Annotated in this window: 17 protein-coding genes; 8 read left to right on the top strand and 9 right to left on the bottom strand. The window is 70.2% G+C overall.

The features are described from left to right. Positions 1-170: 170 nt before the first annotated feature. The gene (locus F790_RS0113090; protein WP_019591966.1) at positions 171-2,099 is read right to left on the bottom strand and encodes a thioredoxin domain-containing protein; all 1,929 of its coding nucleotides are present in this window, start codon (positions 2,097-2,099) and stop codon (positions 171-173) included. A gap of 131 nt (positions 2,100-2,230) precedes the next feature. On the opposite strand from F790_RS0113090, the gene F790_RS0113085 reads away from it, so the two are divergent. The 6 genes from F790_RS0113085 (at position 2,231) to F790_RS0113060 (ending at position 7,492) form a co-directional block, all read left to right on the top strand. Then, positions 2,231-3,226: a MerR family transcriptional regulator gene (locus tag F790_RS0113085; RefSeq protein ID WP_019591965.1), complete on the top strand. Its 996-nt coding sequence runs from the start codon at positions 2,231-2,233 to the stop codon at positions 3,224-3,226. A 22-nt stretch (positions 3,227-3,248) separates the two neighbouring features. Beyond that, complete coding sequence (locus F790_RS0113080; protein WP_019591964.1) at positions 3,249-4,811, top strand: cryptochrome/photolyase family protein; 1,563 nt, start codon at positions 3,249-3,251, stop codon at positions 4,809-4,811. Then, the gene (locus F790_RS0113075; RefSeq protein ID WP_019591963.1) at positions 4,808-6,232 is read left to right on the top strand and encodes a deoxyribodipyrimidine photo-lyase; all 1,425 of its coding nucleotides are present in this window, start codon (positions 4,808-4,810) and stop codon (positions 6,230-6,232) included. The genes F790_RS0113080 and F790_RS0113075 overlap by 4 nt, the downstream gene beginning before the upstream one ends. A gap of 151 nt (positions 6,233-6,383) precedes the next feature. Next, on the top strand, positions 6,384-6,530 hold the full coding sequence (locus F790_RS14405) for an antitoxin VbhA family protein (RefSeq protein WP_232199282.1): 147 nt from the start codon (positions 6,384-6,386) through the stop codon (positions 6,528-6,530). Continuing rightward, positions 6,514-7,101, top strand: coding sequence for a Fic family protein (locus F790_RS0113065; RefSeq protein ID WP_019022198.1), 588 nt, complete (start codon positions 6,514-6,516; stop codon positions 7,099-7,101). The genes F790_RS14405 and F790_RS0113065 overlap by 17 nt, the downstream gene beginning before the upstream one ends. Before the next feature lie 124 nt (positions 7,102-7,225). Beyond that, complete coding sequence (locus F790_RS0113060; RefSeq protein ID WP_019591961.1) at positions 7,226-7,492, top strand: hypothetical protein; 267 nt, start codon at positions 7,226-7,228, stop codon at positions 7,490-7,492. Between the two features lie 38 nt (positions 7,493-7,530). On the opposite strand, the gene F790_RS0113055 is transcribed toward F790_RS0113060, so the two are convergent. The 6 genes from F790_RS0113055 to F790_RS0113030 all read right to left on the bottom strand — a co-directional run bounded on the left by F790_RS0113055 (position 7,531) and on the right by F790_RS0113030 (position 14,841). Then, positions 7,531-8,856, bottom strand: coding sequence for an MFS transporter (locus F790_RS0113055; RefSeq protein ID WP_019591960.1), 1,326 nt, complete (start codon positions 8,854-8,856; stop codon positions 7,531-7,533). A 7-nt stretch (positions 8,857-8,863) separates the two neighbouring features. Further along, entirely contained in the window at positions 8,864-9,385 is a 522-nt protein-coding gene (locus F790_RS0113050) for a hypothetical protein (RefSeq protein ID WP_019591959.1), read from the bottom strand. Next, the gene (locus tag F790_RS0113045) at positions 9,382-9,681 is read right to left on the bottom strand and encodes a nucleotidyltransferase domain-containing protein (RefSeq protein WP_018945842.1); all 300 of its coding nucleotides are present in this window, start codon (positions 9,679-9,681) and stop codon (positions 9,382-9,384) included. Before F790_RS0113045 ends, F790_RS0113050 begins: the two co-directional genes overlap by 4 nt. A gap of 85 nt (positions 9,682-9,766) precedes the next feature. Then, entirely contained in the window at positions 9,767-11,287 is a 1,521-nt protein-coding gene (locus F790_RS0113040; RefSeq protein ID WP_019591958.1) for a ribonuclease H-like domain-containing protein, read from the bottom strand. After that, on the bottom strand, positions 11,284-13,680 hold the full coding sequence (locus tag F790_RS0113035; protein ID WP_019591957.1) for a DEAD/DEAH box helicase: 2,397 nt from the start codon (positions 13,678-13,680) through the stop codon (positions 11,284-11,286). Before F790_RS0113035 ends, F790_RS0113040 begins: the two co-directional genes overlap by 4 nt. 69 nt (positions 13,681-13,749) lie before the next feature. Then, positions 13,750-14,841 carry a hypothetical protein gene (locus tag F790_RS0113030; protein ID WP_019591956.1) on the bottom strand — a complete coding sequence of 364 codons (1,092 nt, stop codon included), beginning with the start codon at positions 14,839-14,841 and terminating at the stop codon, positions 13,750-13,752. A gap of 152 nt (positions 14,842-14,993) precedes the next feature. Between F790_RS0113030 and F790_RS0113025 the strand changes: the two genes are divergently transcribed. After that, positions 14,994-16,298 (top strand): DNA repair exonuclease, encoded by a 1,305-nt coding sequence (locus tag F790_RS0113025; protein ID WP_019591955.1) that lies wholly within the window; start codon positions 14,994-14,996, stop codon positions 16,296-16,298. Beyond that, positions 16,295-19,864 carry a hypothetical protein gene (locus tag F790_RS0113020; RefSeq protein WP_019591954.1) on the top strand — a complete coding sequence of 1,190 codons (3,570 nt, stop codon included), beginning with the start codon at positions 16,295-16,297 and terminating at the stop codon, positions 19,862-19,864. Before F790_RS0113025 ends, F790_RS0113020 begins: the two co-directional genes overlap by 4 nt. A 49-nt stretch (positions 19,865-19,913) precedes the next feature. On the opposite strand, the gene F790_RS0113015 is transcribed toward F790_RS0113020, so the two are convergent. Continuing rightward, a complete protein-coding gene (locus tag F790_RS0113015) occupies positions 19,914-21,803 on the bottom strand; it encodes a DEAD/DEAH box helicase (RefSeq protein WP_019022208.1) in 1,890 nt (629 codons plus the stop codon). 118 nt (positions 21,804-21,921) lie between these two features. Further along, positions 21,922-22,923 carry a diguanylate cyclase domain-containing protein gene (locus F790_RS0113010; protein ID WP_026332976.1) on the bottom strand — a complete coding sequence of 334 codons (1,002 nt, stop codon included), beginning with the start codon at positions 22,921-22,923 and terminating at the stop codon, positions 21,922-21,924. Positions 22,924-23,014 lie beyond the last annotated feature (91 nt).

Here is a 23,014-nt window from a genome sequence, read left to right as displayed (position 1 = left end):
CCACCCCCGCACGCGCGAGGGTGAAGAACAGTCCATTGCGAGAAGGCATTAACCACTCCGTGGTTCAGTCCAGGGTCAGGGCGTAGTTTGTCGGAAAACCCTCCCGTATGTGGACACGGGAATCAAGGGAATAACTTCACAAAACCCTATCCCTCGCCTTTCCATCCCATTCACCTTCGAACGTTGTCCCCGCGATCCTCCAGCCACAGGATCAGGCCCGCGTGGTGCAGGGGATTGCTCTCGATGCCCCGCCCCGGCTCCAGCGCATAGTCGGCCAGCGCGGACTCTAGATCCGCATCCGCGGCGGCGTGTTCGGCCGTCAGCTGCAGCACGGCGGTGGTGCCCGACGGGCGGTGCACGGCCGGATGGAAACGCTCGGCGATCATGCCCGGCAGCGGCGGGTCCTCGGTGGTGCGGAACCCGTCCTCGCCGGAGAAACGCGTCCAGGCGGTACGCAGCAGGGCGCGCACCCGCTCGCCGTCTCCGCTGTCGGTGGCGGCGTCCCAGTCGTGCAGGCCACGTGCCACGTACGCGTAATCCGGGAGCGTGGCCGGACCCGCCTCGTCGGCGGGCAGGCCCAGCAGCGCCGGCAGGTCCTCCGGCTCGTCGGCGCGTGCCGCCAGCCAGTCGCGCACGTCCCGGCCCATGGCCGCGTACTCCTCGCCCAGATCCTGACGCACCGCCTCGGCCAGCGCCGACAGCAGCAGACCATGGGCGCCGGTCAGCACCTTCTCGTCACGCGGCAGGCCGCGTTCCTGACGCGCCTCGATCAACGCCTCGCGCCCCCGGTCGACGTACTCGCGCACCCGGTCCTCGTCGAGGCCGAAGCGCTCGCCCAGGGCTGCGGTGTCCATCCGGTCGGCCGGCAGATGCCCCGCGCTGAACGCAGGTGCGCCGTCCATGCCGAAGCGCGCCCGCACCAGCTCCGGCTTGGGGTGATCCTCCAGCGCGGCGTCCAGGGCCGAGCCCGGCCACAGATAGGCACCGCCCTCGCGGCCCTCGTCGTCCAGCGCCGACAGGCTGGAGGCAAAGCCCCGGAAATCGCTCTCCGGTGCGCCCGCCGCGCCGGGGTCGGAATCGCGCAGGGCCATCTCGCGGCCGACGAAATCGAGAGTCTCCAGGCCGATCCGCGTCCAGTCCTCGCGCCCGAAGAGCTCGCCGGCACGCAGGTAGACACGCGCCAGCTGCGCCTGGTCCTCGAGCATGATTTCGAAGTGAGGCGTCCCCCAGTCCGGGGTTTCCGAATAACGGAAGAAGCCGCCGCCGAGCACGTCGCGCAGCCCGGATCCGGCCATCTCTTCCAGAGTGATGCTCAGGAATTCCCCGACCCAGTCCGGAGCGCGGGTGTCTTCCTGTGCGGTCAGCAGTGCATCCAGATAAGGGGAATGCGGGAACTTGGTCTCCTGCCCGAAGCCCCCGCCCAGATCATCCGCTTCGCGTTCCATGCGGCTCCAGAGGACGTCCGGCAGACGTGCCGCACGCTCCGCCGACAGGGGCTGCTCCCCGTCGCGCAGACGCTGTTCCAGCTCGCGCGAGCCGGCGGCGGCCAGTTCGGCCAGGCGCTCCTCATCCGCCGTCAGCCGCTCCATCACGCCGTCGAGGAAGTTGGCAAAGCCATCCCGCGGGGCATAGACCACCCCGGTCAGCGCATGGCCCTCGGGCATCACCACCACGTTCAGCGGCCAGCCGGCGCTGCCCCCGGTCGCGCGCTGGAACTCCAGCAGGTAGGTGTCCAGCGCGGTATGCACCTCGCGGTCCAGCTTGACCGGGATGAAATGCTCATTGAGCCGCTCGGCGATGCCCTCGTCGAGAAAGCTTTCCTCGTGCATCACGTGACAGTAATGGCAGGAGAAATAACCGCTGGAGATCAGCAGCGGCCGACCGCTTTCGCGCGCCTCGTCCAGCAGGTCCCGGTCCCAGGCCCGCCACTGCACCGGATCTTCCGCGTGCAGACGCAGATACGGGGAGATGCTGTCGGCCATCTCCGGATTCGCCGGCTCGGCCGCCAGCGGATGGGCTCCGGCCAGGACCAGCGCCAGACCCGCCGCCAGAACCGCAAGCGTGCGGCGCATTTCGGACACGGGATTCATGAAACTCATGGCCTACCTCAATCCGGACGTGTAATGTCTGTAAGACCGCTCAAGTTGATCAAGCATTCCCTCGCGGAATTCCCGAGCCGGCATCCACCTTTTTCGTACATGGTCTGTACAGATCCTGTATAGTTCGGAGCATGGCCATCGCAACCGACAACGACTCGAACGAGCAGGCGGGGCTGTACCCGATCCGGCACGTCTGTGCGGAGACCGGCATCAATGATGTCACCCTCCGCGCGTGGGAGCGTCGGTACGGGCTCATTCGCCCGATGCGCACCCCCAAGGGGCACCGCCTCTACAGCGAGGAGGACATCCGGCGGGTCCGTCGGATCATGGAACTGCTGGACCAGGGCATCCCGGTCTCGCAGGTCCATCGCGTGCTGCAGCGCGACGAAGACGCCGCGGCACAGGAATCGGCCGCCCCCGAGGCGGACGACGCACCCGCCTCGCCGGCACCCGGCCGGCGGCCGGCGATCAGTGGCCCCGGGATTGCCCCGCATACCGCCGACCCCATCGCCGACGCGCTCTACCACGCGGTGGACCCGCTGGACGTGGAGCAGCTGGACCGCGCCTACGCGCGACTGGTGATGCGCCACGGATGGGACGGGGTGCACGAACGCGCCTTCCTCGAGGTTTATCGTCAGTTGCGCGAGGAGTCCCGCCATTCGCCGGAGGGCGAGGTGCGCCTGGCAGTATTCTCCGCCTGGGCCACCGCCGCCCTGGCCGACCAGCTGCGCAATGCCCTGCGGGCCTGCGAAGGGCCTGTGGCACCCTGCCTGGTGCTCGGCGGCGGTCATCAACAGGTCGGCGGCATGCTGCTCCAGGTCAGCTGTGCCCGGCGCGGTCTCGCAACCCTGTCGTTGTTCGACGCGACCAGCGCGGCCGCGCTGGAGTCGCTGGTCGGCACCCTGGGTGCGCGCGGGATTGTCCTGCACGGCTCGTCGCGACTGCTGCGCAGCCCGGACCTCAATCAGGTGGAGGGAATCCTGGCGGCACCCGGCGCACCGGTCTACCTGGCCGGCTCCGCAGCCCTTGAACTGTCCAAGCTCGACCGCCAGCGTCCGGTGGAAGTCCTGCCCGGCGCCCCCCTGGAAGCCACCGACCGGCTCTGGCAGTACCTGGGCCGCGGCTGACCCCCCGGATGGGCCCGAGGCGATGGCGACGCCCCTGCGCACGCTGCTGATCGTCCTCGGCGACCAGCTGGCCCCCGAACACCCCGTCCTCGCCACCCTCGACCCGGCACAGGATGCCCTGTGGATGGCCGAAGTCACCGGCGAATCCACTCACGTCCCCTCGCACCGGGCCCGCACCGCGCTGTTCCTGGCGGCGATGCGCCACTTCGCCGAACGCCGCCGCGCGGCCGGGCTGACCGTGCACTACCTTACGCTCGACTCCGCGCAGGGCCCGGAACAGGAACACCTCGGTGGGGCGCTGCAACACGACCTCGCACGTCTGCGACCGCAGCGCCTGTGCGTACTGCAGCCCGGCGAACGGCGCGTGCAGCGGGACCTGGAAGACGCCGCCGCACGTCACGGGGTGCGGCTGGAGATCCAAGAGGACCCGCATTTCATCGACACCCCCGAGGCCTTCGGCTGCTGGGCCGGGACGCGCCGCGAACTGCGCCTGGAGCACTACTACCGCAAGCTGCGCCGCGAGCACGACGTGCTCATGGACGGCGAGGCGCCCGCCGGCGGCGCGTGGAACTTCGACGCCAGCAACCGAGGCAGCTTCGGCCGTCAGGGCCCCGGCCTGATCCCGGAGCCCGCCAGCTTCGCGCCAGATGCCATCACCCGAGAGGCGATCGACGACGTGCGCACCCACCTGCCGGACCTGCCGGGCGAGCTGGAGGACTTCGACTGGCCGGTCACCCCGGAGCAGGCGCAGGCGGCGCTGGAGGATTTCATCCGGAACCGGCTGCCCGACTTCGGCACCTGGCAGGATGCGATGTGGACCGATGCGCCGTGGCTCTACCACGCGCGGATCTCCGCCGCGCTCAACCTGCACCTGCTGGATCCGCGCGCGGCCATCCGCGAGGCCGAGGCCGCATGGCACGACGGGCACGCGCCCATCGAGGCGGTGGAGGGCTTCATCCGCCAGATCCTCGGCTGGCGCGAATACGTGCGCGGGCTGTATTTCCACTTCGGCGACGACTGGCACGCCTGGAACGCGCTGGACGCCCACGAACCGCTGCCACGGCTGTACTGGGACGCCGACACCGACATGACCTGCCTGGCGCAGGCGGTGGGCCAGACCCTGCGGCTGGGCTACGCCCATCACATCCAGCGCCTGATGGTCACCGGGCTGTTCGCCCAGCTGCTGGGCGTGGAGCCGCGCGCGATCCACGCCTGGTATCTCGGCATCTACGTGGACGCAGTGGAATGGGTGGAGCTGCCCAACGTGCTCGGCATGTCGCAGTACGCCGATGGCGGGCGCATGGCCTCCAAGCCCTACGTGGCCACCGGGCGCTACATCCAGCGCATGAGCAACTACTGCCGCCACTGCCGCTTCGACCCGGGCGAGGCCAGCGGCGAACGTGCCTGCCCGTTCACCACCCTGTACTGGGATTTCCTCGATCGCCACCGCGAGCGCTTCGCCCGCCACCCGCGCACCGCGCTGCAGTGGAAGCACGTCGAACGCATGGACCCCGAACGCCTGCAGCAGATCCACGACCGCGCGGGCGAGCTGCGCCGGCGCCTGCGCGAAGGAGACCGCCTGTGAGTACCCCGTCCCCCGCCCTCGTCTGGCTGCGCCGCGACCTGCGTCTGGCCGACCAGCCCGCGCTGCACGCCGCCGTAACCCGGGGCGGCCCGGTAATCCCGGTGTACATCCACGCGCCGGACGAAGAAGCGCCCTGGGCCCCCGGCGCGGCGTCGCGCTGGTGGCTGCATCACAGCCTGCAGGCGCTGAGGGGCGAGCTCGAGGCCCTGGGGGCGACGCTGACCCTGCGCCGGGGACCCAGCCTTGAGCAGCTCCGCGCGCTGGCGCGCGAGACCGGCGCCGGCGCGGTCTACTGGAACCGCCTGTACGAACCGGCGATCACCGCGCGCGATGCCACCATCAAGGCCGCGCTGCGCGAGGACGGCCTGGAGGTGCACAGCTTCGCCGCCGCCCTGCTGCACGAACCCCGGGAACTGGCCACCGGCCAGGGCACGCCCTACCGGGTCTTCACCCCGTACTGGCGCGCCGCCTGCAAACGCGGGCTGGAACGCGACCCGCTGCCTGCCCCGACGCGTATCCCCGCACCGCCGTCGCCCCCGGCCTCGGAACCGCTGGAGGCCCTCGACCTGCTGCCGCGCATCCGCTGGGACAGCGGGCTGGCCGCCGCCTGGAACCCGGGCGAACGCGCCGCGCTGGAACGTCTGCAGGGCTTCATCGAAGACGGCGTGGGCGCCTACGCCGAACGCCGCGAACGTCCCGACACCGACGGCACCTCGCGGCTGTCGCCGCATCTGCATTTCGGCGAGATCAGCCCGACGCAGATCCTGCGCGCCCTGCGCCAGGCCGGGTACGAGCCGACCGACGGCTCGGCCGAGCCCTTCGTGCGCGAACTCGGCTGGCGCGACTTCGCCCACCACGTGCTGTACCACTTCCCGCACACCCCGGAGCAACCCCTGAACCCGCGCTTCGAGGCCTTCCCCTGGCGCGAGTCGGCGGAAGACCTGGAGCGCTGGCAGCAGGGTCGTACCGGCATCCCGGTGATCGACGCCGCCATGCGCCAGCTGTGGGAGACCGGCTGGATGCACAACCGCATGCGCATGGCGGTCGGCTCCTTCCTCACCAAGAACCTGCGCCTGCACTGGCATGCCGGGGCGCGCTGGTTCTGGGACACCCTGGTCGACGCCGACCTCGCCGCCAACACCCTCGGCTGGCAATGGGCCGGCGGCTGCGGCGCCGATGCCGCGCCCTACTTCCGCGTCTTCAACCCGCAGCGGCAGGGCGAACGCTTCGACCCCGACGCCGCCTACATCCGGCGCTTCGTCCCCGAACTCGCCCGCGCCCCCGCCCGCGACATCCACCAGCTGCGCCCCGGCCTCGCCGCCGACTACCCCGCCCCCATGGTCGACCTGAAACAGAGCCGCCAGGCCGCCCTCGATGCCTTCGCCACCATCAAGAACCCGCCGAGGTCCGACCATGGTTGAGGCACCGTCGTCGTCATCGCAGACCGGGCGAAACGTACGGTGCTACACTGTAATGTTAGAGAGTTTTGCTGGATTGAGAATGGAAATGAAGCCGATCAAGAGACCACGCCTTAGCTTGCAGCCCCTCGGGCCACACGACCCGGTTGAGCGCGTGCGGCGATCCCGCGCCAACGTCCGCCTTGAAGGACTGCACGCCGACCCGCGGACCGAAGCCCTGGTCGCAGCCATGGCTCGCGGGGAGATCAATGCCGACAAGGCCGTTGGCGAGATCCGTTCCTGGTATGCCGGTCGAACCTGAAACCTGGCCCGGCACCAACGTCTACATCAACCACCTCGGTCTGAAAGACCGCCGGGAACTTGCCGAAGCCGAAGCATCCCTCACCTGGGTCCGCATCGAAGAGTACCGGGATCGACCCCACCGCCCCGCCACATTCGACCTCGAACACCTGTGTCACATCCACCACCAGATTTTTCAGGACCTTTATGACTGGGCGGGGCATATCCGCTCGTTCGACATCCGCAAGGGTTACTGCGAATTCACCCCCGCCGGGTCCATCGAACACTACGCTCATCAGATCTACACGGAACTGGCCGAACAGGATTTTCTTCGGGGACTGGACCGCGAGCCATTCACTCGGAATCTCGCTCGCTATTACGACCTGATCAATCGCCTGCACCCCTTCCCGGAAGGCAACGGACGAACGCAGAGGCTCTTTATCGAAGATCTGGCGGCATTTTCCGGTGTCTCCGTAAACTGGGGTCTCGTCCCGCAGTGGCAAATTGTCGAAACCGCCGTCCGGGCCTTCGATGGCGACCGCGAACCAACAATCTGGATGTTCAGCGAAATACTGGAATGGGTGGTTGACTGACGCCGCCCGCGGCTCTTGCCGGCCCTGACAGAGTCGCCAGGCCGCCCTCGATGCCTTCGCCACCATCAAGCAGAGCGGGTAGAATGGTCTGCGATCCCATGAACCCAACAGCGAGAATCCGGCGATGAGCACCTTTTCGGAAGGCAACCTGCAGTACCCGCGCAACGTCTCCTACAACTTCAGCCAGTACGAAAACACCACTCCGGTGCGCGTGGAGGCCGAAGGCAAGCGCTACGTGGGCCAGCTGCTCAACCACGAGCCGCCCTACCGCATGCGCGTAACCGAAGAGATCGTGACCCCCGGCAGCGCCCGTTTCATCCCGGTGCGCGAGATCCAGCTCCAGAGCCTCGACGGCGTGGAATACCTGCACCAGGGCCACCACGCGCACTGAGCCATAAACCGCGAGCCGGCTCCGGCCGGCTCAACGGTTCACACGCCGGCGATGTGGTCGGGCGTGCGCACCGGGGCAGACGCGATCAGGGCGATCACGAACAGCGCCAGACAGAACAGGATGGCGTTGGCCAGCCCCAGCCAGGTCTGCAGCAGGCCCAGCCCCAGCAGGCCGAAGATCGCCGCGGCCTTGGCCGCCAGCCCCCAGAACCCGAACCAGCGCCCGGCCTCGCGCGGCGGGGACATGATCGCCACCAGCGCGCGGCCGGCCGACTGCGCCGCCCCCAGGCTCAGGCCGGCGACCGCTCCCACCACCAGGAACACCTCCTGCGCCTCCACCGGGCGGCCCAGCAGCGCGGCCAGCGCGTCCGCCACCGTCGGCGTGGCGTAGATCGCCAGCACCGCCAGACACCACATGATCAGCGTCAGACGGTAGATCCGCACCGGCCCTGCGCGATCCTGCAGCCAGCCGAACCCGATCGCCCCGACGATCGCCGTGATCTGGGTGATCACGAACATCGTCACCCGCGTGGACTCATCCCACTCGATCACCTGCGAGCCGTAGATGAACGTAAACGCGATGATGATGTAGATCCCCGCCATCAGGAAGAAGATGGACACGAACAGGCTGCGCAGCGCGCGATCCTCGCTCAGGCGCTGCAGCGCCAGCAGCACGCGCCGCCAGCCCAGCCCCAGCTGCACCCGGCGCGCAAGCTCGCGGCGCGTGCCGCGCTCCTTCAGGAACAGGAAGGTCGGCAGCGCCGAGACCAGGAAGAACGCCGCCGCGAACGGCCCCACCCAGCGGATGCGGTCGAAGTTGTCCTCGGTCACCTCGCCCAGCAGCCCCAGCGCAAAGGCCGTGGCCACCAGACCGCCCAGATACCCCAGCCCCCAGCCCAGCCCCGAGATCCAGCCCAGCCGCTCCGGCGGGCCCAGGTCCGGCAGGAAACTGGCGATGAACGACTCGCCGATGGCGTACCCGAAGTTGGAGGCAACGATCAGCGCCATGCCGAACCAGATCAGCCCCGGCTCGACGAAATACAGCAGTCCCGTGGTGACCACAGTCAACAGCCATGAGCCCAGCAGGAACCGCTTGCGCGTGGCCGTGGCATCCATGATCGACCCCGCCAGCGGCGCCAGCAGCACCACCATCCCGTAACTCACCGCCAGCGCCACGCTCCACAGCAGATTGCCGAGGCGGTAATCGGGCCCGTCCCCCACGATCACGCGGGTGAACAGATCGCCGAAGATCACGGTGATGATCAGCAGGGTGTACGCCTGATTGGCGAAATCGAACATCGCCCAGCCGAAGATCTCCCGGCGGGGCGCCGGCGCCTTGGGCGGATAGCGCCGGATCAGCGACATGCCGGCACTATTCCGCTCCCGCAAGCGATACGGGCACCGCCGTGGAATCCAGTCCCATGCGCTCCACCGCGAAACGCCGCACCCGCTCGTAGGTGTCCAGCAGCATATCCGTGTGCGCGCGGGTACGACAAAGGTCTTCGGCGAAGGTCTCCGGATCGCGCATGTACTCGTGCACCAGCCGGTCGCGCAGCCGCCGCACTTCAAGCCAGTCTTCCAGGTCCTCGATCACACCCAGACGTTCCGCCCGATTGAGGACCTCGATCTGACTGCCCGGTGTTTCCGCCAGCGCAAGAAGCCAGCGTGGCAGGAGCTTGTCGGCGATGGTGTCCTGCATGCGGCCGAAACGGGACACGAATGCTTCCATGCGCTCCGCTCGCTCCGGGGCGTCGTCCGCCGCTCGCACCCATTCAGCGTCGATCGATTCCGCTGCCAGCCGCCCGCGACTCCAATCCAGATGTTCTCCCTCCCGGCGCACGATCTCCAGCGTCTGCAGAAAGCGATCGACTGGCAGCAAACTTTCCTCGTTCACAGCGGCACCCCCGTGCGACGGGCTTCGCGGTGAATCGGCTCGCAGGTCGTATCGGGATCGATGGTGACCACATCGAATTCGCGATCCCCCAGGCGCCTCTGCAGGCGCGCCACCAGGGTCAGCTCCCGCGACCGCCGATCCGGCATCGACTGCGGCAGCTCCACCAGCAGGTCGATGTCCCCGCCGCGCGCGGCATCATCCGTGCGCGAACCGAACAGCAGCACGCGAGCCTCCTCGCCAAAGACCTCCCGCACCGTGGTGCGAATCGTCTCGCGGGTTTCGTTCGACAGGCGCATGGGCATGGACTCGACGTGGCGAGGGATTCCGGAATCGTAACAAATCCCCGGCACCGGAACGGACCGGTCGGGGCCAAGCCCGGCTTCAACCGGTGGGAGGCCAGCCCTCTGGCCGATCGGGGGCCGAGTCCGGGCTCGCGTCGGCGAGCAGGCCTGCATCCCGGCCGAGGCGCTGTACCAGACGGGCACACCGCGCACGCGCGGCGGCAGAATCCGGCAGGCGACGCGCCCACTCCAGGGCGGTCGCGGGGTCACGGCGCTGATGCTCGTGGTATTTGGCCAGGGCCTCGATGGCTTCCGGATGGCCCTGTTCGGCCAGAGGCTGCCACAGGGCGACCGCGCGTTCCCGGACACCCGCGCGACGCCATTCCCGGGCGAGCCACAACTGCCCGGCGGGGGTCAGCCGTTGTTCGCATTGCTGCAGCAGCCGGCGGGCTTCCACCGGCCCCCGAAGCCGGTGCAACAGACGCGCGGCGCCCTCGGGCGAAGCCAGCTGCGCCGGCGGGTCGGCCAGCACCCCGGCGAGCGCGGGACCCAGAACGGCCAGACTGAAGATATCGTCGGCATTGTGCCGCACCACACGCTGCAGCAAATCCGCCTGACCGAAGCGCAGATACGCCTGCCAGGCCCACGGCGCGTCGGAACCGGGGAGGTCATCGGTGCGCTGCAGCCCCAGAAGTCGTTCTTCCGCGGTGCGCAGTCGGCAGTCGGGCCAGGCATGGCCATACAGCGCACGTACCGAATGGAGAAAGTCGGTGTGGGCGCTGTCCGCCGGATCGTTTCGACGCTGCATGCGCCGGCGGTCGCGCAGCAGCGGCAGGTCGAAGGTCTTGCCGTTGTAGCTGACCAGGCGCTCGCAGCCGGCCAGCGCGGCGTCCACCGACTCCAGCATGGCGCCCTCGCCGGCGAACGCGGTCATCAGCCACTGGCGCAGGCGCAGGCCCTCGCCGCTCGGGGTCGCCAGGCCCACCAGAAACGCAACGGTCCCGGCACCGCCGGCCAGCCCCGTGGTCTCGGTGTCGATGAAGCCCACCCGTTCGCCGGCCTCCCAGAACGGCCACGCCGCCCCCAGGGTCTCCCCCAGAGTCAGCCGGCCATGTTCGTGCCCCGGTGGCAGCTCGCGATCCAGCAGGATCACGTGTTCGCCAATGCGACTGCCGCCGAGACGTTCGGCGAGTTCGTCGACGGATACGGCCGGGCCATTGGGGCTCATGGCGGGCGCCGTCGCGCTGTTTGCCTTCCCGACTGCCTTTCCCTCTGCGGGGGATACGGCGGAGTGCCTGGCGTTCTGCGGGGTGGGCGGTTTCGGCGCAGCCCCCATACGCCGGATCCGTTCGCGCAGCTCGGCCAGCGCGCGGGCGCGCTGCGGGCTCTCGCCCTGCCCGGTCGCCGGCGCCCGACCTTCGCGCACGCATCCTTCGTTTTCCGACGCATCCCGCGGATCTGCAGAGGCGTCCGTCATCGAACCGGTTTCTTCCCCGGATTCAGCCCCCGGGGCCGTACCGGAGGGCCCGGCCCCGTCGCGGACCACCTCGTCCGCGTTGCGCCGTTCCGGGGTCACGCCGGCCTGCCGTCGCAGGGTATTCAGCCGGTCGGACAGGCTCATGCCGCCGCTTCCACGTCCAGGGCCTCCAGCACGGTGAGCGCCGCCTGTTTGGGCGAGAACCCGCGCACCTCGTCGCTGGCTAGGATCGGGCCGATGCAGGCGGGACAGCCATGGGCACAGCCGCAGTTGCGGATCAAGGCCAGGGCGTCGCGGACCACCCGCGCCCGGGCATCGAACAGCGGCGACGACAGCCCCACGCCCCCGGGATAGTTGTCGTACAGGAACACCGCCGGGCGGAAGCGCGCCTCCTGCTCGGGGTCGCGCTCGCCGCCGTCGAGGGTGCGCAGCTGTCCCCGCCCGCCGGCCCCCACGGTGGCAAACCAGCGGGCGTCGCCGTCACCCACCGCTCTACCGAGATCCTGCGGTTCCGACATCACCACCAGCGCGGCGACGTGGTGCATGGCGTAGGCCGCGCCGAGGAAGCCGTCCAGCGCCTCGTGGCGCGAGGCGAAACGCTCCTCCAGCGCTTCCGGCGCCATCTGCCACCACACCGAGGTGGTGTGCATCTCCTGATCCGGCAGATGGATATTGCCGTAGCCGATGTTCTCGTGGGTGTAGTAGCGGATCTTCTTGTAGCCCGGGATGCGGCGGACGATATGCACCTCGCCGCGCGCGGCCTCCCCCTGCCCGGCCGCGCTGCGCTCGAAGTCGTCGAGGATCTTCAGCCGGGTGTAGTCGATGGCGTCGGTGTAGTAGTCGGCGCGGGTGCGGGTGACGAAGGCCTTGCGCCCGTCCCAGTCGAGGTGCTCGACCTGGTAGGGCACCGCCTGCACCAGGTAGATCGCGCCCTCGTACAGGGTCTCGGCGGCGCTGGAGAAGTCCACCTCGGCGATGATGTTCTGCTGCCCGTCGCTGGTGTCCACCACCACGAAGTTGCCCTCGGCCACCGAGCGCAGGCTGACGCTCTGCGCCGGGTAGCTGTCCTCGGTCCAGTGCCAGGTGTCGGACTCGCGGTGCAGCACGCCCTCTTCTTCCAGGTAATTCAGCAGCGCCTCCAGATCTTCGCCGCCGAAGGTCTCGCCGCGCCGGAACGGCAGCTCGAAGGCGGCGCAGCGCACGTGGTCCAGCAGGATCAATAGCTGGTCCGGGGCGATGCGCGCCTGCTCCGGCGACTGCCCGAGGAAGAACTCCGGGTTGCGGATGATGTACTGATCCAGCGGCTCGGAACTGGCCACCAGCACGCCCAGCGACGGCCGGTTGCGCCGCCCGGCGCGGCCGAGCCGCTGCCAGGTACTGGCGATGGTGCCGGGGTAGCCCGTCAGCAGGCACACGTCCAGGCTGCCGATATCCACGCCCAGCTCCAGCGCGGAGGTGGCGATCACGCAGTCGACGTTGCCGCCGCGCAGCGCCTTCTCGGTTTCGCGGCGCTCGTTCGGCAGATAGCCGCCGCGATAGGCGGCCACCCGCGCCGCCTTGCGCGGGTCGTTGTCGAACACGTCCTTCATGTAGCGGGTGAGGATCTCCACCATCAGCCGCGTACGCGCGAAGATGATGGTGGACAACCGCGAGCGCAGCGCCATGCGCGCGATGCGCGTGACCTGCGAACGCGCCGAGGCGCGGATGCCCAGATCGGCGTTGACCACCGGCGGGTTCCACAGCAGCAGGTGGCGTTCACCGGCCGGGGCGCCGCTCTCGGTGATCGCCTCCACCGATGCGCCCACCAGCCCTTCCGCCAGCTCCTGCGGGTTGGCGATGGTCGCGGAACTCAGGATGAACACCGGATCCGCGCCGTAGAAGCGGCAGACCCGGCGCAGCCGGCGCATCACGTTGGCCACGTGCGAGCCGAACACCCCGCGGTAGCTGTGGGTCTCGTCGATGACCACGTACTCCAGGCTCTCGAAGAACTGCGCCCACTTGGTGTGGTGCGGCAGCACGCCCTGATGCAGCATGTCCGGGTTGGTCACCACGATGTCGCCGCGCGTGCGCACCGCCTTGCGCGCATCGCCCGGGGTGTCACCGTCGAAGGTGTAGGCGCGCACGCCCAGATCACCGGCCTCGTTGAGCTCCATCAGCTCGGCCACCTGGTCCTGCGACAGCGCCTTGGTGGGGAACAGATACAGCGCCTTCGCCTTGCGCTCGCGCGCCGCCTGCAGCACCGGGAGGTTGTAGCACAGGGTCTTGCCCGACGCGGTGGGCGTGACCACGACGGTGTGATGCCCGGCACGCACCCGATCCCAGGCCGCCCGCTGGTGGCTGTACAACCGCTCGACGCCGCGCGCCCGCAGCGCGGAGGCGATCGCCGGATCGAGGTCGTCGGGGATGGGCGCGGTGCTGGCCGGCCGCGCGGGCATCACCAGCTCGCCGGTGATCCGCTTGCGATAGCGCGCCTTCAGCCGCTCGGCCAGCCGGCGCGCGCCCTCCCCGGTGTCGGTCTCTGCGTCCATGAGGCGCATGCTACTGCATCCGCCCGGGCGTGGTGGACGTCCCTGCCCCGGATCCGGAAGACCGACGGCCGCGCGTTCCTAACGGTCGGATCCGTGGTCGTCCCGACCACGATCTTCCGGATCCTGCTCGCCAGGGCCTGTTGTCGGGGCATCACGGTCAGCCCCCTCGCTACCACCGCTGGCGGCACCGGCCGTCGCCATACCATCGGCCTCATCGGAACGCCCGGAACCGCCGGTCCAGGCGGCGGCCTTCTGCCGCATCTCGCCGAACTTGCCGGTCAGTTTTTCCAGCCGCCCCTCCCATTCCGGGTCGGGGTCCTGGCCCTCGGTCACGCGGTTGAACACCTGCATCAGCGCGACCATGCCCACCGGTTCGATCACCGCCTGCTTCACGCCCCAGGCCAGCACCAGGGCGATGATCACCGTCAGCGGGCCGGCCAGCGCCGGGATCAGCGCCACCAGCCCGGCGATCGGTGCGAGGATGATCAGGAACACGACGAAGGTCATGCCCCAGATGAAGAACGCGAGGAAGAATGCATTCTTCAGGAACGCCTTGTAGTTCTGCGCGTACAGGATCAGCGCGGTGCGGCTGGCCGCCCACGGATTATCGGCCCGGGTGCGGATGTTGTAGGCCAGGATCACTTCGTCCAGGTAGGTCAGCGACAGGTTGATGACCGTGTTGATGAAGCTCGCCAGCCCCCTGGTCCCGGGCAGCGGGATCAACGCCGCGATGCTGAAGAAGGCTCGGTTGAAGACCTTGAGCACGCCCTTGATCAGCTGGTCCACCGCGAACAGCACCGAGGCCTGGGCAAAGCGCTCGCGCACCACCTCGCGCGCGTGCTCGATCTGGCCGCGGCCCTGCGGCAGCTCCTGCCCGTCCATGCGCTCCACCAGCACCGCGATATGCCCGGCCTTCACGATGTACAGCAGGTATTCGCGGAAGAAGTACACCACCGCGCCCACCAGGCCGAAGCCGATGAAGCCGCCCAACAGACCGAATACCCCGGGGTTGTCGCCGATATACCCGATCCCGTAGCCGAGGCCCGCACCGACCCCCGTGCCAATCACGTACGCCAGCGTGATCCCCACGTAGATGACGAAACGGAACACCAGAAACGGTGCGGTACTGCGCAGCAGACCCAGGGTCTCCCGCATGCTGAAGTCCTTCATGGCGTTGCCCCCCCGAAAAGGTCCCGTTGTGATGCACCAGCATCACCCACAGGGGACACTCCTGTCCCCCTCCGGATACAGGGGGCGGGCCCACTTCTCCCCTGCCTCCGGCGGTGCGACCATAGGGCCCCGAACACCGGAAAGGGATCTCCATGCCCGTTCGAATCCTCGCCGTGGGCGACATGCACCTGGGTCGCCGTCCCTCCCGGCTGCCGGCCGCGCTGGCCGACGACGGCGCGCGCCTGGGGCCGGCCGAGGCCTGGGAGCGCTGTGTCCGCCTGGCCATCGAACAGCAGGTGGACGCGGTGGCACTGGCCGGGGACCTGGTCGAACGCGAGGACGACTTCTTCGAGGCCTACCGGCAGCTGCGCACCGGCATCGACCGTCTGACCGGGGCCGGCATCCGCGTGGCGGGCGTGGCCGGCAACCACGACGTGGCCGTGCTGCCGCGTCTGGCCGATGAACTCGAGGGCTTCCACCTGCTGGGCCGTGGCGGGGCCTGGGAAAGCGTCACCCTGGGGACCGGCGAAGACCGCGTAACCCTGCACGGCTGGTCATTCCCGTCGCGGCGGGTGACCACCAGCCCGCTCGCCGGACACGACTTCCACGCGAACGAAGGGGCCGCGGCCGGCGTTCAGCTGGGCCTGCTGCACGCCGACCGCGACGCGCGCGACTCGCACTACGCCCCGGTGCGCTCGGCCGAACTGGCCGGCGCCGGACTGGATACCTGGCTGCTGGGGCATATCCATCGCCCGGACGCCCTCGACGCGGCGGGCACGAACGGGCGCTACACCGGCGGTTACCTCGGCTCCATTACCGGCCTGCACCCCGGCGAACACGGCGCGCGCGGCCCGTGGCTGCTGACCGTGGCGGCGGGCCGCATCCAGTCCCTGGAACAGCAGTGCCTCGCCCCGCTGCACTGGGCCCGCGTCGATCTCGACCTGACCGGCCTCGAGACCGCCGAACAGGCCCGCACCCGCCTGCTGCAGCAGCTGCGCGAGCTGGAAGCGGGACTGGACGCCCGCCCGGTCCCGCCGCGCGCGCTGGGCCTGCGCCTGCGCCTGACCGGGGCCACCACCCTCGCCGGCGAGGTGGCACACCAGCTGGACGGGCATCGCGAGGAGAGCATCGCCGCCAGCCCCGAGCGCTTCACCTTCATCGAGCGCATCCTCGCCGATACCCGGCCGCCGGTCGATCTGGATGAACTGGCCCGCCGGCAGGACCACGCCGGGCTGCTGGCCCGCCGGCTGCGCGACCTGCACCGCCCGGCCGACGACCCCGACCGCCGCGCGCTGATCGAACGCGCACGCGACGAGCTGGCACCGGTCGCCGACGACGCCCGCTGGCAGGGCCTGCCCGCGGCGGCACTGGATGAAGAAGCCATCGCCGAACACCTGACCGATACCGGCAGCCGCCTGCTGGAACGCCTGCTGGCCGAGACGGAGGCCGGCGCGTGAAACTGCAATCCATCGAGATCCGCCGGCTGCCCGGGATCGATCGGGGCTTCGTGATCGACGCTCTGGACCCGGCGGTCAACTTCGTCACCGGGCCGAATGCCTCCGGCAAGAGCAGCCTGATCCGCGCCCTGCGCCATCTGCTGGCCGGGCATCGCCCGGGCGACCCGCACCAGCTGTCGCTGACCGCCGGCTTCCACGACGGGCGCCATCTGTGGACCGTGGACCGCAACGGGGCACATGTGGCGTGGCAGTGCGATGGCCGCCCGGCCGAACCGCCCGCCCCGCCCCCGGCGGATCTGCTCGACAGCTACCTGATCGGCGTCGAGGACCTGGTGCAGATCCAGGGCAGCGGCGAGCAGGCGCTCGCCCGCCAGCTGCGCCGGGAACTCAACGGCGGGCTGGATCTGCCCGCACTGCGCGACGAGCTGTTCCCGCATGCCCCGCGCGCCGGACACCGCGAGCGTCAGGCGCTGGAACGGGCCCGGCAGCAGCGCGAGGAGGTCGAGCGAGAACAGCGCCAGGCCGCCGCCGGGGAACAGCGCCTGCCGGAGCTGGACCGCGAGATCGCGCAGGCCATGGAGGCGCAGGAAGAGCAGCAGGCCCTGGAGACCGCACTGCGCCTGCTGGACACCGAACAGGCGCTGCGCGGGACCGCCGCACGCCTGGAAGACTTCCCGCCCCACATGGAGCGCCTGACCGGCCGCGAACCGGAACGCCTCGCCGCACTGGACCGCCGCCGTGAGCACGCCCGCGAAGAACTCGCCCGCACAGAACAGGCCCGCCGGCAGGCCGCCGAGCGGCTGGCACGTACCGGGCTGGAGAACGCCCGACCGGATCCCGCCGAACTCGAACGCCTGCGCGGGCGTCTGGAGGCCCTGCACCAGCAGGAACGGGCACTGGCTGACGCCGACACCGCCTGTACCGACGCGCGTACCGCGCGCGACCGGGCCCTCGCCCGGCTCGACGGCCGCGAGGACTCCGCCCGCGAACTGCCACAACTGGATGACGCCAGCCTCGACCGGGCGCACGATCTCGCCCGCCGCCGGCGCGAGCTGGAAGACCGCCGCACCGTCCTCGAGAACCGGGTGCAGGGTGCCCCGGAGTCCTCCCCGGAAGAGGAGCTGGAACGCCACGAACGCGGCGCCCGGCTGCTGTACGACTGGCTGGCCCTGCCGTCGCCGGCCGACCGCGAGCGTCCCGTCCTCCCGACCGTGCTCGGGGCTGGCCTGGGCGCCATCATCGCCGTGGTTGGCGGCCTCGTCGGCCCCGGCTGGCTGGCTGCCGTGGGCGGCGGCGTGATGCTGCTGGCGCTGCTGCCGCTGCGGTTTCCCGGGATGGTCTCCGGGATCCTGCCGGATCGTCTGCGCCGCTCGGCCGAAGCGCTGGCCGCGGACGCCCGCCGCGACCAGCTGACCCGGGAGTTCACGGCGCTGGGCCTGGACAAGGCCCCCGATGCGCCGTGGGACCCGGCCGGCGTGCGCGCCTGTCTCGAGGCCATCGAACGCCGCCGCGATACACTGCGGCTGGACCGCCAGCGTTTCGAGGAGGCCCGCACGCTGCGGTCCGAGCGCGACAGCGTGGACCGACAGTTGCAGGAACTGGAACAGGAAGAGGCCGCCTTCGCACGCGAAGCCGGCTTCGACCCGACGCTTGCCGGGCGGCTCGACGATTTCCTCCAGCGCACCCGCGAGCTGCAGCAGGCCGAGCTGGCCCTGCAGCAAGCCGAAGCCCGGCGGGCGGACACCGCCGGCCGCGTCCGGGCCCTGTCCACGGAACTGCGCGAAGCCCTCGCCCGCTGGCCCGGCACCAAAACCGACGCCGCGCCCGACGCATCCCCGGCCCACGTCGATCTGGCGCCTGCCGTGGCCGCCCTGCGCGAGCGCGCCGACGAGGCCGCAGAGGCCGAGCGCGAGGCCGCCGAGAAGGAACGCGAGGCGCGGCGGCTGCGGGACACGCTGGAGGAGATCGAGCAGGAAACCGCCCGCGAGCTGGCCGAGGTCGGCCTGGGGCCGGATCAGCGCGGCATTCTGGAACAGCGTCTGGAGCAGCACGAGGCGTGGCGCGAACTGCGGGACCAGCGGGAAGAACAGCGCCGGCGCCGCGACGACCTCGCGCGCGAACTGGAGGCCCGTCCGGACCTGCTCGCCCTGGCCGGCACGCAGGATTCCCCCGGCGAGCGCGACACCCTGGCCCGGCGCCACACCGAGGCGGTCGACCGCGCCGCACGGCTGGAGGAACTGCGCGAGGAACGCAGCCAGATCCGGGAACGCATCCGCCAGACCGGGCTCAAGGGGGAACGCGAACGGGCCATGGCGGCCGAACAGGGCGCGCGCGAGGCGCTGGAGCAGCACCGCGCCAGGGCCCTCGAAAGCACCGCCGGCCGGTTCCTGCTGGACGACATCCAGGACGAGTTCCGCCGCGAGGAAGAACCCGAGCTGCTGCGCCGCGCGCGCGAGGCCTTCGCCCGCTTCACCCACCACCAGTGGACCCTGCGGTTGAGCGACGAGGACGACGGCTTCCTCGGCGAGGACCGCGTGCAGGGGGCCCTGCGCACCCCCGGCGAGCTTTCCACCGCTACCCGCATGCAGCTGCTGCTGGCCCTGCGTCTGGCCCGCGTGGAGACCCGCGAGGCCGGCGACGGATCACGGCGCTGGCCGCTGCTGATCGACGAAGCCCTGGCCACTACCGACCCCGAACGCGCCGGCGTGATGTTCCGCACCCTGCGCGAACTCGCGCAGGATCGACAGATCCTGTATCTGGCGGCCAGCGACTACGAGGTGCAGCTGTGGCAGCAGGCCACCGGCGAGTCACCTCACCGGGTCGACCTGCAGGCCGTACGCGGCATCGCGATGGACAAGTCCGGGGAAGGCTCGGGGCGGACTCCGGCCCGTTTCCGCCTTCCCGCCGCGCCGACCATCCCCGAACCCGGCGACCGGGACATCGCCAGCTGGGCCCGCGAGCTGGGGGTCCCGAGCCCGGAACCGACGGCTCCGGCCGAAGAGGTCCATCTGCTGCACGTGCTGTTCGACGACCCGGCCACCGCGCGGAGCCTGATGCAGGACTGGCGGGTGGAGCGGGTCGGACCGCTGCGCAGCCTGCTGGACAGCCGGATCGCCGCCCGCGCCCTGCCCGAGACACGCCGGCGCACCACCCTGGCCCATCGCAGCATGGCTCTGGAGCACTGGCTGGACGCCTGGCGGATCGGCCATGGCGAACCGGTGAACCGGGGAATCCTGGAACAGGCGCACGCGGACGGCGTGCTGACCGACAACACGCTCGAGGGCGTGGTACGACGTGCGGAAGAAACGGGGGGTGACCCTGTAGAGCTGCTGGAGGGCCTGCGCCAGGATCCAATCACCATGGCCAGCGGCACCGAGCAGCGCCTGCGGACCAGGCAGCGTGAACAGCTGGAGTCCTGGCTGAAGGAACACGGCCTGCTGGACGAGCGTGACCCGCTCACGCCGGAGCAGCGCCGCCAGTACGTCCTGGAACGCGTGCCCGCGGATACCGACCCGGGCGACATCCAGCGCCTGATCGACCACCTGGAGCACGAAACCGGCGACTGACTCCCCGCCATGCGCCGCCCCATCCGCCATCCGGATGGGGCGGTCGCGGTCAGCCGTTGGCGGCCTTGCGGCGGATGCCCAGGGTTCCGGTACTGTTCTTGCTCTGGCCCTTGCCCGAAGCCCGTCCGGAGCCCTTGCCCGTCGCCTGATACGCGGGGCGCTTGCCGGTCGCCGGCTTGCCACCGGCGGGCTTGCGGGATGCGGGCTTCGACTTGCGCGCCGGCGCGTCGTGGCTCGGGCCCTGCGGGGCCGGGATCTCCAGCGTCAGGCCGAGGCGGCGGTTGGCGACGTGAATGCCGCCCAGCTTGCGGATCGCGCCCTCGTCCAGGCTCTCCGGCAGGTCCACGTGCGAGTGCTCCTGCTGCAGCCCGATACGGCCGATGTCGCGGCCCTTGAGCCCGCCCTCGTTCGCCAGCGCGCCGACGATCGCGCCCGGCGCGACGCCGTGCGTGCGTCCCACGGGCATGTAGTAGCGCACCATGCCGGATTCGGGGCCCGCATCACGATCGCCCTGACGACCGCCTTCGCGGCGCTTGTTGGTACGCTCGCCACGATCCCGGCCGCCGGAGCGGTCGTCGCGACCGGCACGGGCCGCACCGGCCAGCGGGTCGGCACCGGCGGTGGCGGAGGCATCCAGCGGGGAGCCCTCGGTGGCCAGGGCCACCAGGGCGCCGGCCAGATCCTGCGGCGAGGTCTCGCCATCGGCCAGCAGGCGTTCCACCAGGGCCGCGTGACGGCCCCCGGCGTCATCCGCCACGGCAGCCCGCACGCGTTCGGCGAATCGATCCTCGCGCCGTGCCCGAACCGCCTCGCGGTCGGGCACGGCCTGTTCACGTACGGACTTGCCGGTCAGACGCTCGATGTCTTTCAGCATGCGCCGCTTGCGCGGTTCCAGGAACAGGATCGCCCGGCCCTTGCGCCCGGCGCGGCCGGTACGCCCGATCCGGTGCACGTAGACCTCGGCATCGCCCGGGGCATCGAAGTTGAACACGTGGCTGATGCGCGGGACGTCGATCCCGCGCGCGGCCACGTCGGTGGCCACGATCACGTCCAGACGACCGTCGCGCAGGTTGGCGACCACGCGCTCGCGCTCGCCCTGCTCCATGTCGCCGTTCAGCGCCGAGGCGGCCACGCCGGCGGCGCCCAGCCGGTCGGCGATCTCGACCGTCGCGGCCTTGGTGCGGGCAAAGACCACCGCCGCATCCAGATCCGGCTCGGTCTCCATCAGGCGGGTCAGGGCCTCGAGCTTGTTGCGCTGATCGACCAGGCAGTAGCTCTGGTCGATGTCGACGCCGGCCTCGTTGCCCGCACCCACGCGGATCTCTTCCGGTTCGCGCATGTGACGGTGCGCGATGCGCCGGATCGGCGCCGGCATGGTCGCGGAGAACAGCGTGGTCTGGCGCTCGGCCGGGGTCTGCTCCAGCAGCCACTCGATCTCCTCGACGAAGCCCATGCGCAGCATCTCGTCGGCCTCGTCCAGCACCACCATGCGCAGGCTGGACAGGTCGAGGCTCCCGCGGCGGACGTGGTCGGCCACGCGGCCGGGCGTACCGACCACCACCTGGGCCCCGTCGCGCAGGGCACGCAGCTGCTGACCCATCGGCTGGCCGCCGTAGACCGGCAGGATCTCGATGCCGTCCAGACCCGCCGCGAAACCGCTCAGGGCGTCGGCCACCTGACCGGCCAGCTCGCGGGTGGGGGCCAGCACCAGCGCCTGCGGCGCCTTCAGGGCCGCGTCCACGCCATCCACCAGCGGCAGGCCGAACGCGCCGGTCTTGCCGGTGCCGGTCTGGGCCTCGCCCAGCACGTCGCAACCACCCAGCAGGGCGGGGATGCAGGCGGCCTGGACCGCGGTGGGGGTGGCAAAGCCCAGATTCGACAGGGCACGGACCAGCGACTCGGACAGACCGAGCTGGTCAAAGGAGGGAGATTCGGACATCACACAGTACTCACACGGGCCGGAAACAGCGACGGCACTGGCGTGCCCCGGGCCCGGCGAAAAGGAATGACCACACGGTCAGCTGCGCACTATACACGAAACGCGAGAGCCGTGGGGGTCAGCCGCGCTCCACGCGATCGCGTCCGCCGGCCTTGGCGGCATACAGGGCCAGGTCCGCACGCGCCATCAGGGTTTCATGAGTATCCCCGGCACGAGCCTCCACCACGCCCAGACTGCCGGTCACGGAGACCCCGTCGGGATCGCGCAGGCCGTGGATCTCGCCACGGATGGTCTCCGCAAGATGCCAGGCGACGGTCAGATCCATCTCGTGCGCGATAATGACCAACTCCTCGCCGCCCCAGCGCCCGACGTGGCCCGCGCCCTCGACAGTCCGCGCCAGGATGCCGGACAGCGCCTTCAGGATCCGGTCTCCCTCGAGGTGACCGTGCACGTCGTTGATCCGCTTGAACCGATCCAGATCCAGCAGAATCACGGCCAGCGTCGAGGCCCCGCCACCCGTCTGCGCAAGGGCCCGTTGCAGGGTTTCATCGATGCTGCGACGGTTGGCCAGGCCGGTCAGCGAATCGGTGCGAGCGAGACGATCGATCCGTGCCAGCGCCTCGTGGAGCTCGGCCGTGCGCTCGTCCACCCTTCGCTCCAGCACCGCATTGCGGTCTTCCAGCTCCTTGGCCGGGTAGGCTTCATCGTCACCGTGCTCCACACCGGGGAAGGACACGTGGATGTGCTCCAGGCGCCAGACGTCATCGTGCCGGCTCCACACCAGGCTGTGTCGCACTCCGTTGAAGCGCACGGCCTGACGCGCAATGGTCGTGTGCAGATCCAGCACACAGCTGGCGATCGCCACCCCTGGCGCCGGCTGCGACACATGCAGATCCCGCAGGGAGTATTGCACCGGATTCGGCGCCTGCTCGATGTCGTGCCGGTAGAGCTGCTCGGACGCCTCCCGGGTAAAGCAGACCTCGCCGGAACCGGTCCCGATGCCGTGCATGGAGGGGCTCAGCAGCTCACATGTAGCAACGAGGTCGCGCTCGCGGAAGTAGCGATCGAAATACCGCTCCACCGCCGCCCGGACTTCTGCTTCGGTTGATAAAGCCGTCATTGCCGATGATCCACCATGTACGAGGTGCTGCCCGGGGCGTCCTGCAGGCCTGAAACAGGCCATATTGTGCACCCGCCGGGGGCATACGGGC

Origin of the sequence: Thioalkalivibrio sp. ALE20, assembly GCF_000381405.1 — a bacterium.
Classification (GTDB): domain Bacteria; phylum Pseudomonadota; class Gammaproteobacteria; order Ectothiorhodospirales; family Ectothiorhodospiraceae; genus Thioalkalivibrio.
This window is presented reverse-complemented; position numbering and strand designations above follow the sequence as displayed.

Coding starts and splice junctions, on each gene's coding strand:
- F790_RS0113090 (WP_019591966.1), bottom strand. CDS start 2,099: ATGAGTTTCATGAATCCCGTGTCCGAAATGCGCCGCACGCTTGCGGTT.
- F790_RS0113085 (WP_019591965.1), top strand. CDS start 2,231: ATGGCCATCGCAACCGACAACGACTCGAACGAGCAGGCGGGGCTGTAC.
- F790_RS0113080 (WP_019591964.1), top strand. CDS start 3,249: ATGGCGACGCCCCTGCGCACGCTGCTGATCGTCCTCGGCGACCAGCTG.
- F790_RS0113065 (WP_019022198.1), top strand. CDS start 6,514: ATGCCGGTCGAACCTGAAACCTGGCCCGGCACCAACGTCTACATCAAC.
- F790_RS0113060 (WP_019591961.1), top strand. CDS start 7,226: ATGAGCACCTTTTCGGAAGGCAACCTGCAGTACCCGCGCAACGTCTCC.
- F790_RS0113055 (WP_019591960.1), bottom strand. CDS start 8,856: ATGTCGCTGATCCGGCGCTATCCGCCCAAGGCGCCGGCGCCCCGCCGG.
- F790_RS0113045 (WP_018945842.1), bottom strand. CDS start 9,681: ATGCGCCTGTCGAACGAAACCCGCGAGACGATTCGCACCACGGTGCGG.
- F790_RS0113040 (WP_019591958.1), bottom strand. CDS start 11,287: ATGAGCCTGTCCGACCGGCTGAATACCCTGCGACGGCAGGCCGGCGTG.
- F790_RS0113035 (WP_019591957.1), bottom strand. CDS start 13,680: ATGCGCCTCATGGACGCAGAGACCGACACCGGGGAGGGCGCGCGCCGG.
- F790_RS0113030 (WP_019591956.1), bottom strand. CDS start 14,841: ATGAAGGACTTCAGCATGCGGGAGACCCTGGGTCTGCTGCGCAGTACC.
- F790_RS0113025 (WP_019591955.1), top strand. CDS start 14,994: ATGCCCGTTCGAATCCTCGCCGTGGGCGACATGCACCTGGGTCGCCGT.
- F790_RS0113015 (WP_019022208.1), bottom strand. CDS start 21,803: ATGTCCGAATCTCCCTCCTTTGACCAGCTCGGTCTGTCCGAGTCGCTG.
- F790_RS0113010 (WP_026332976.1), bottom strand. CDS start 22,923: ATGACGGCTTTATCAACCGAAGCAGAAGTCCGGGCGGCGGTGGAGCGG.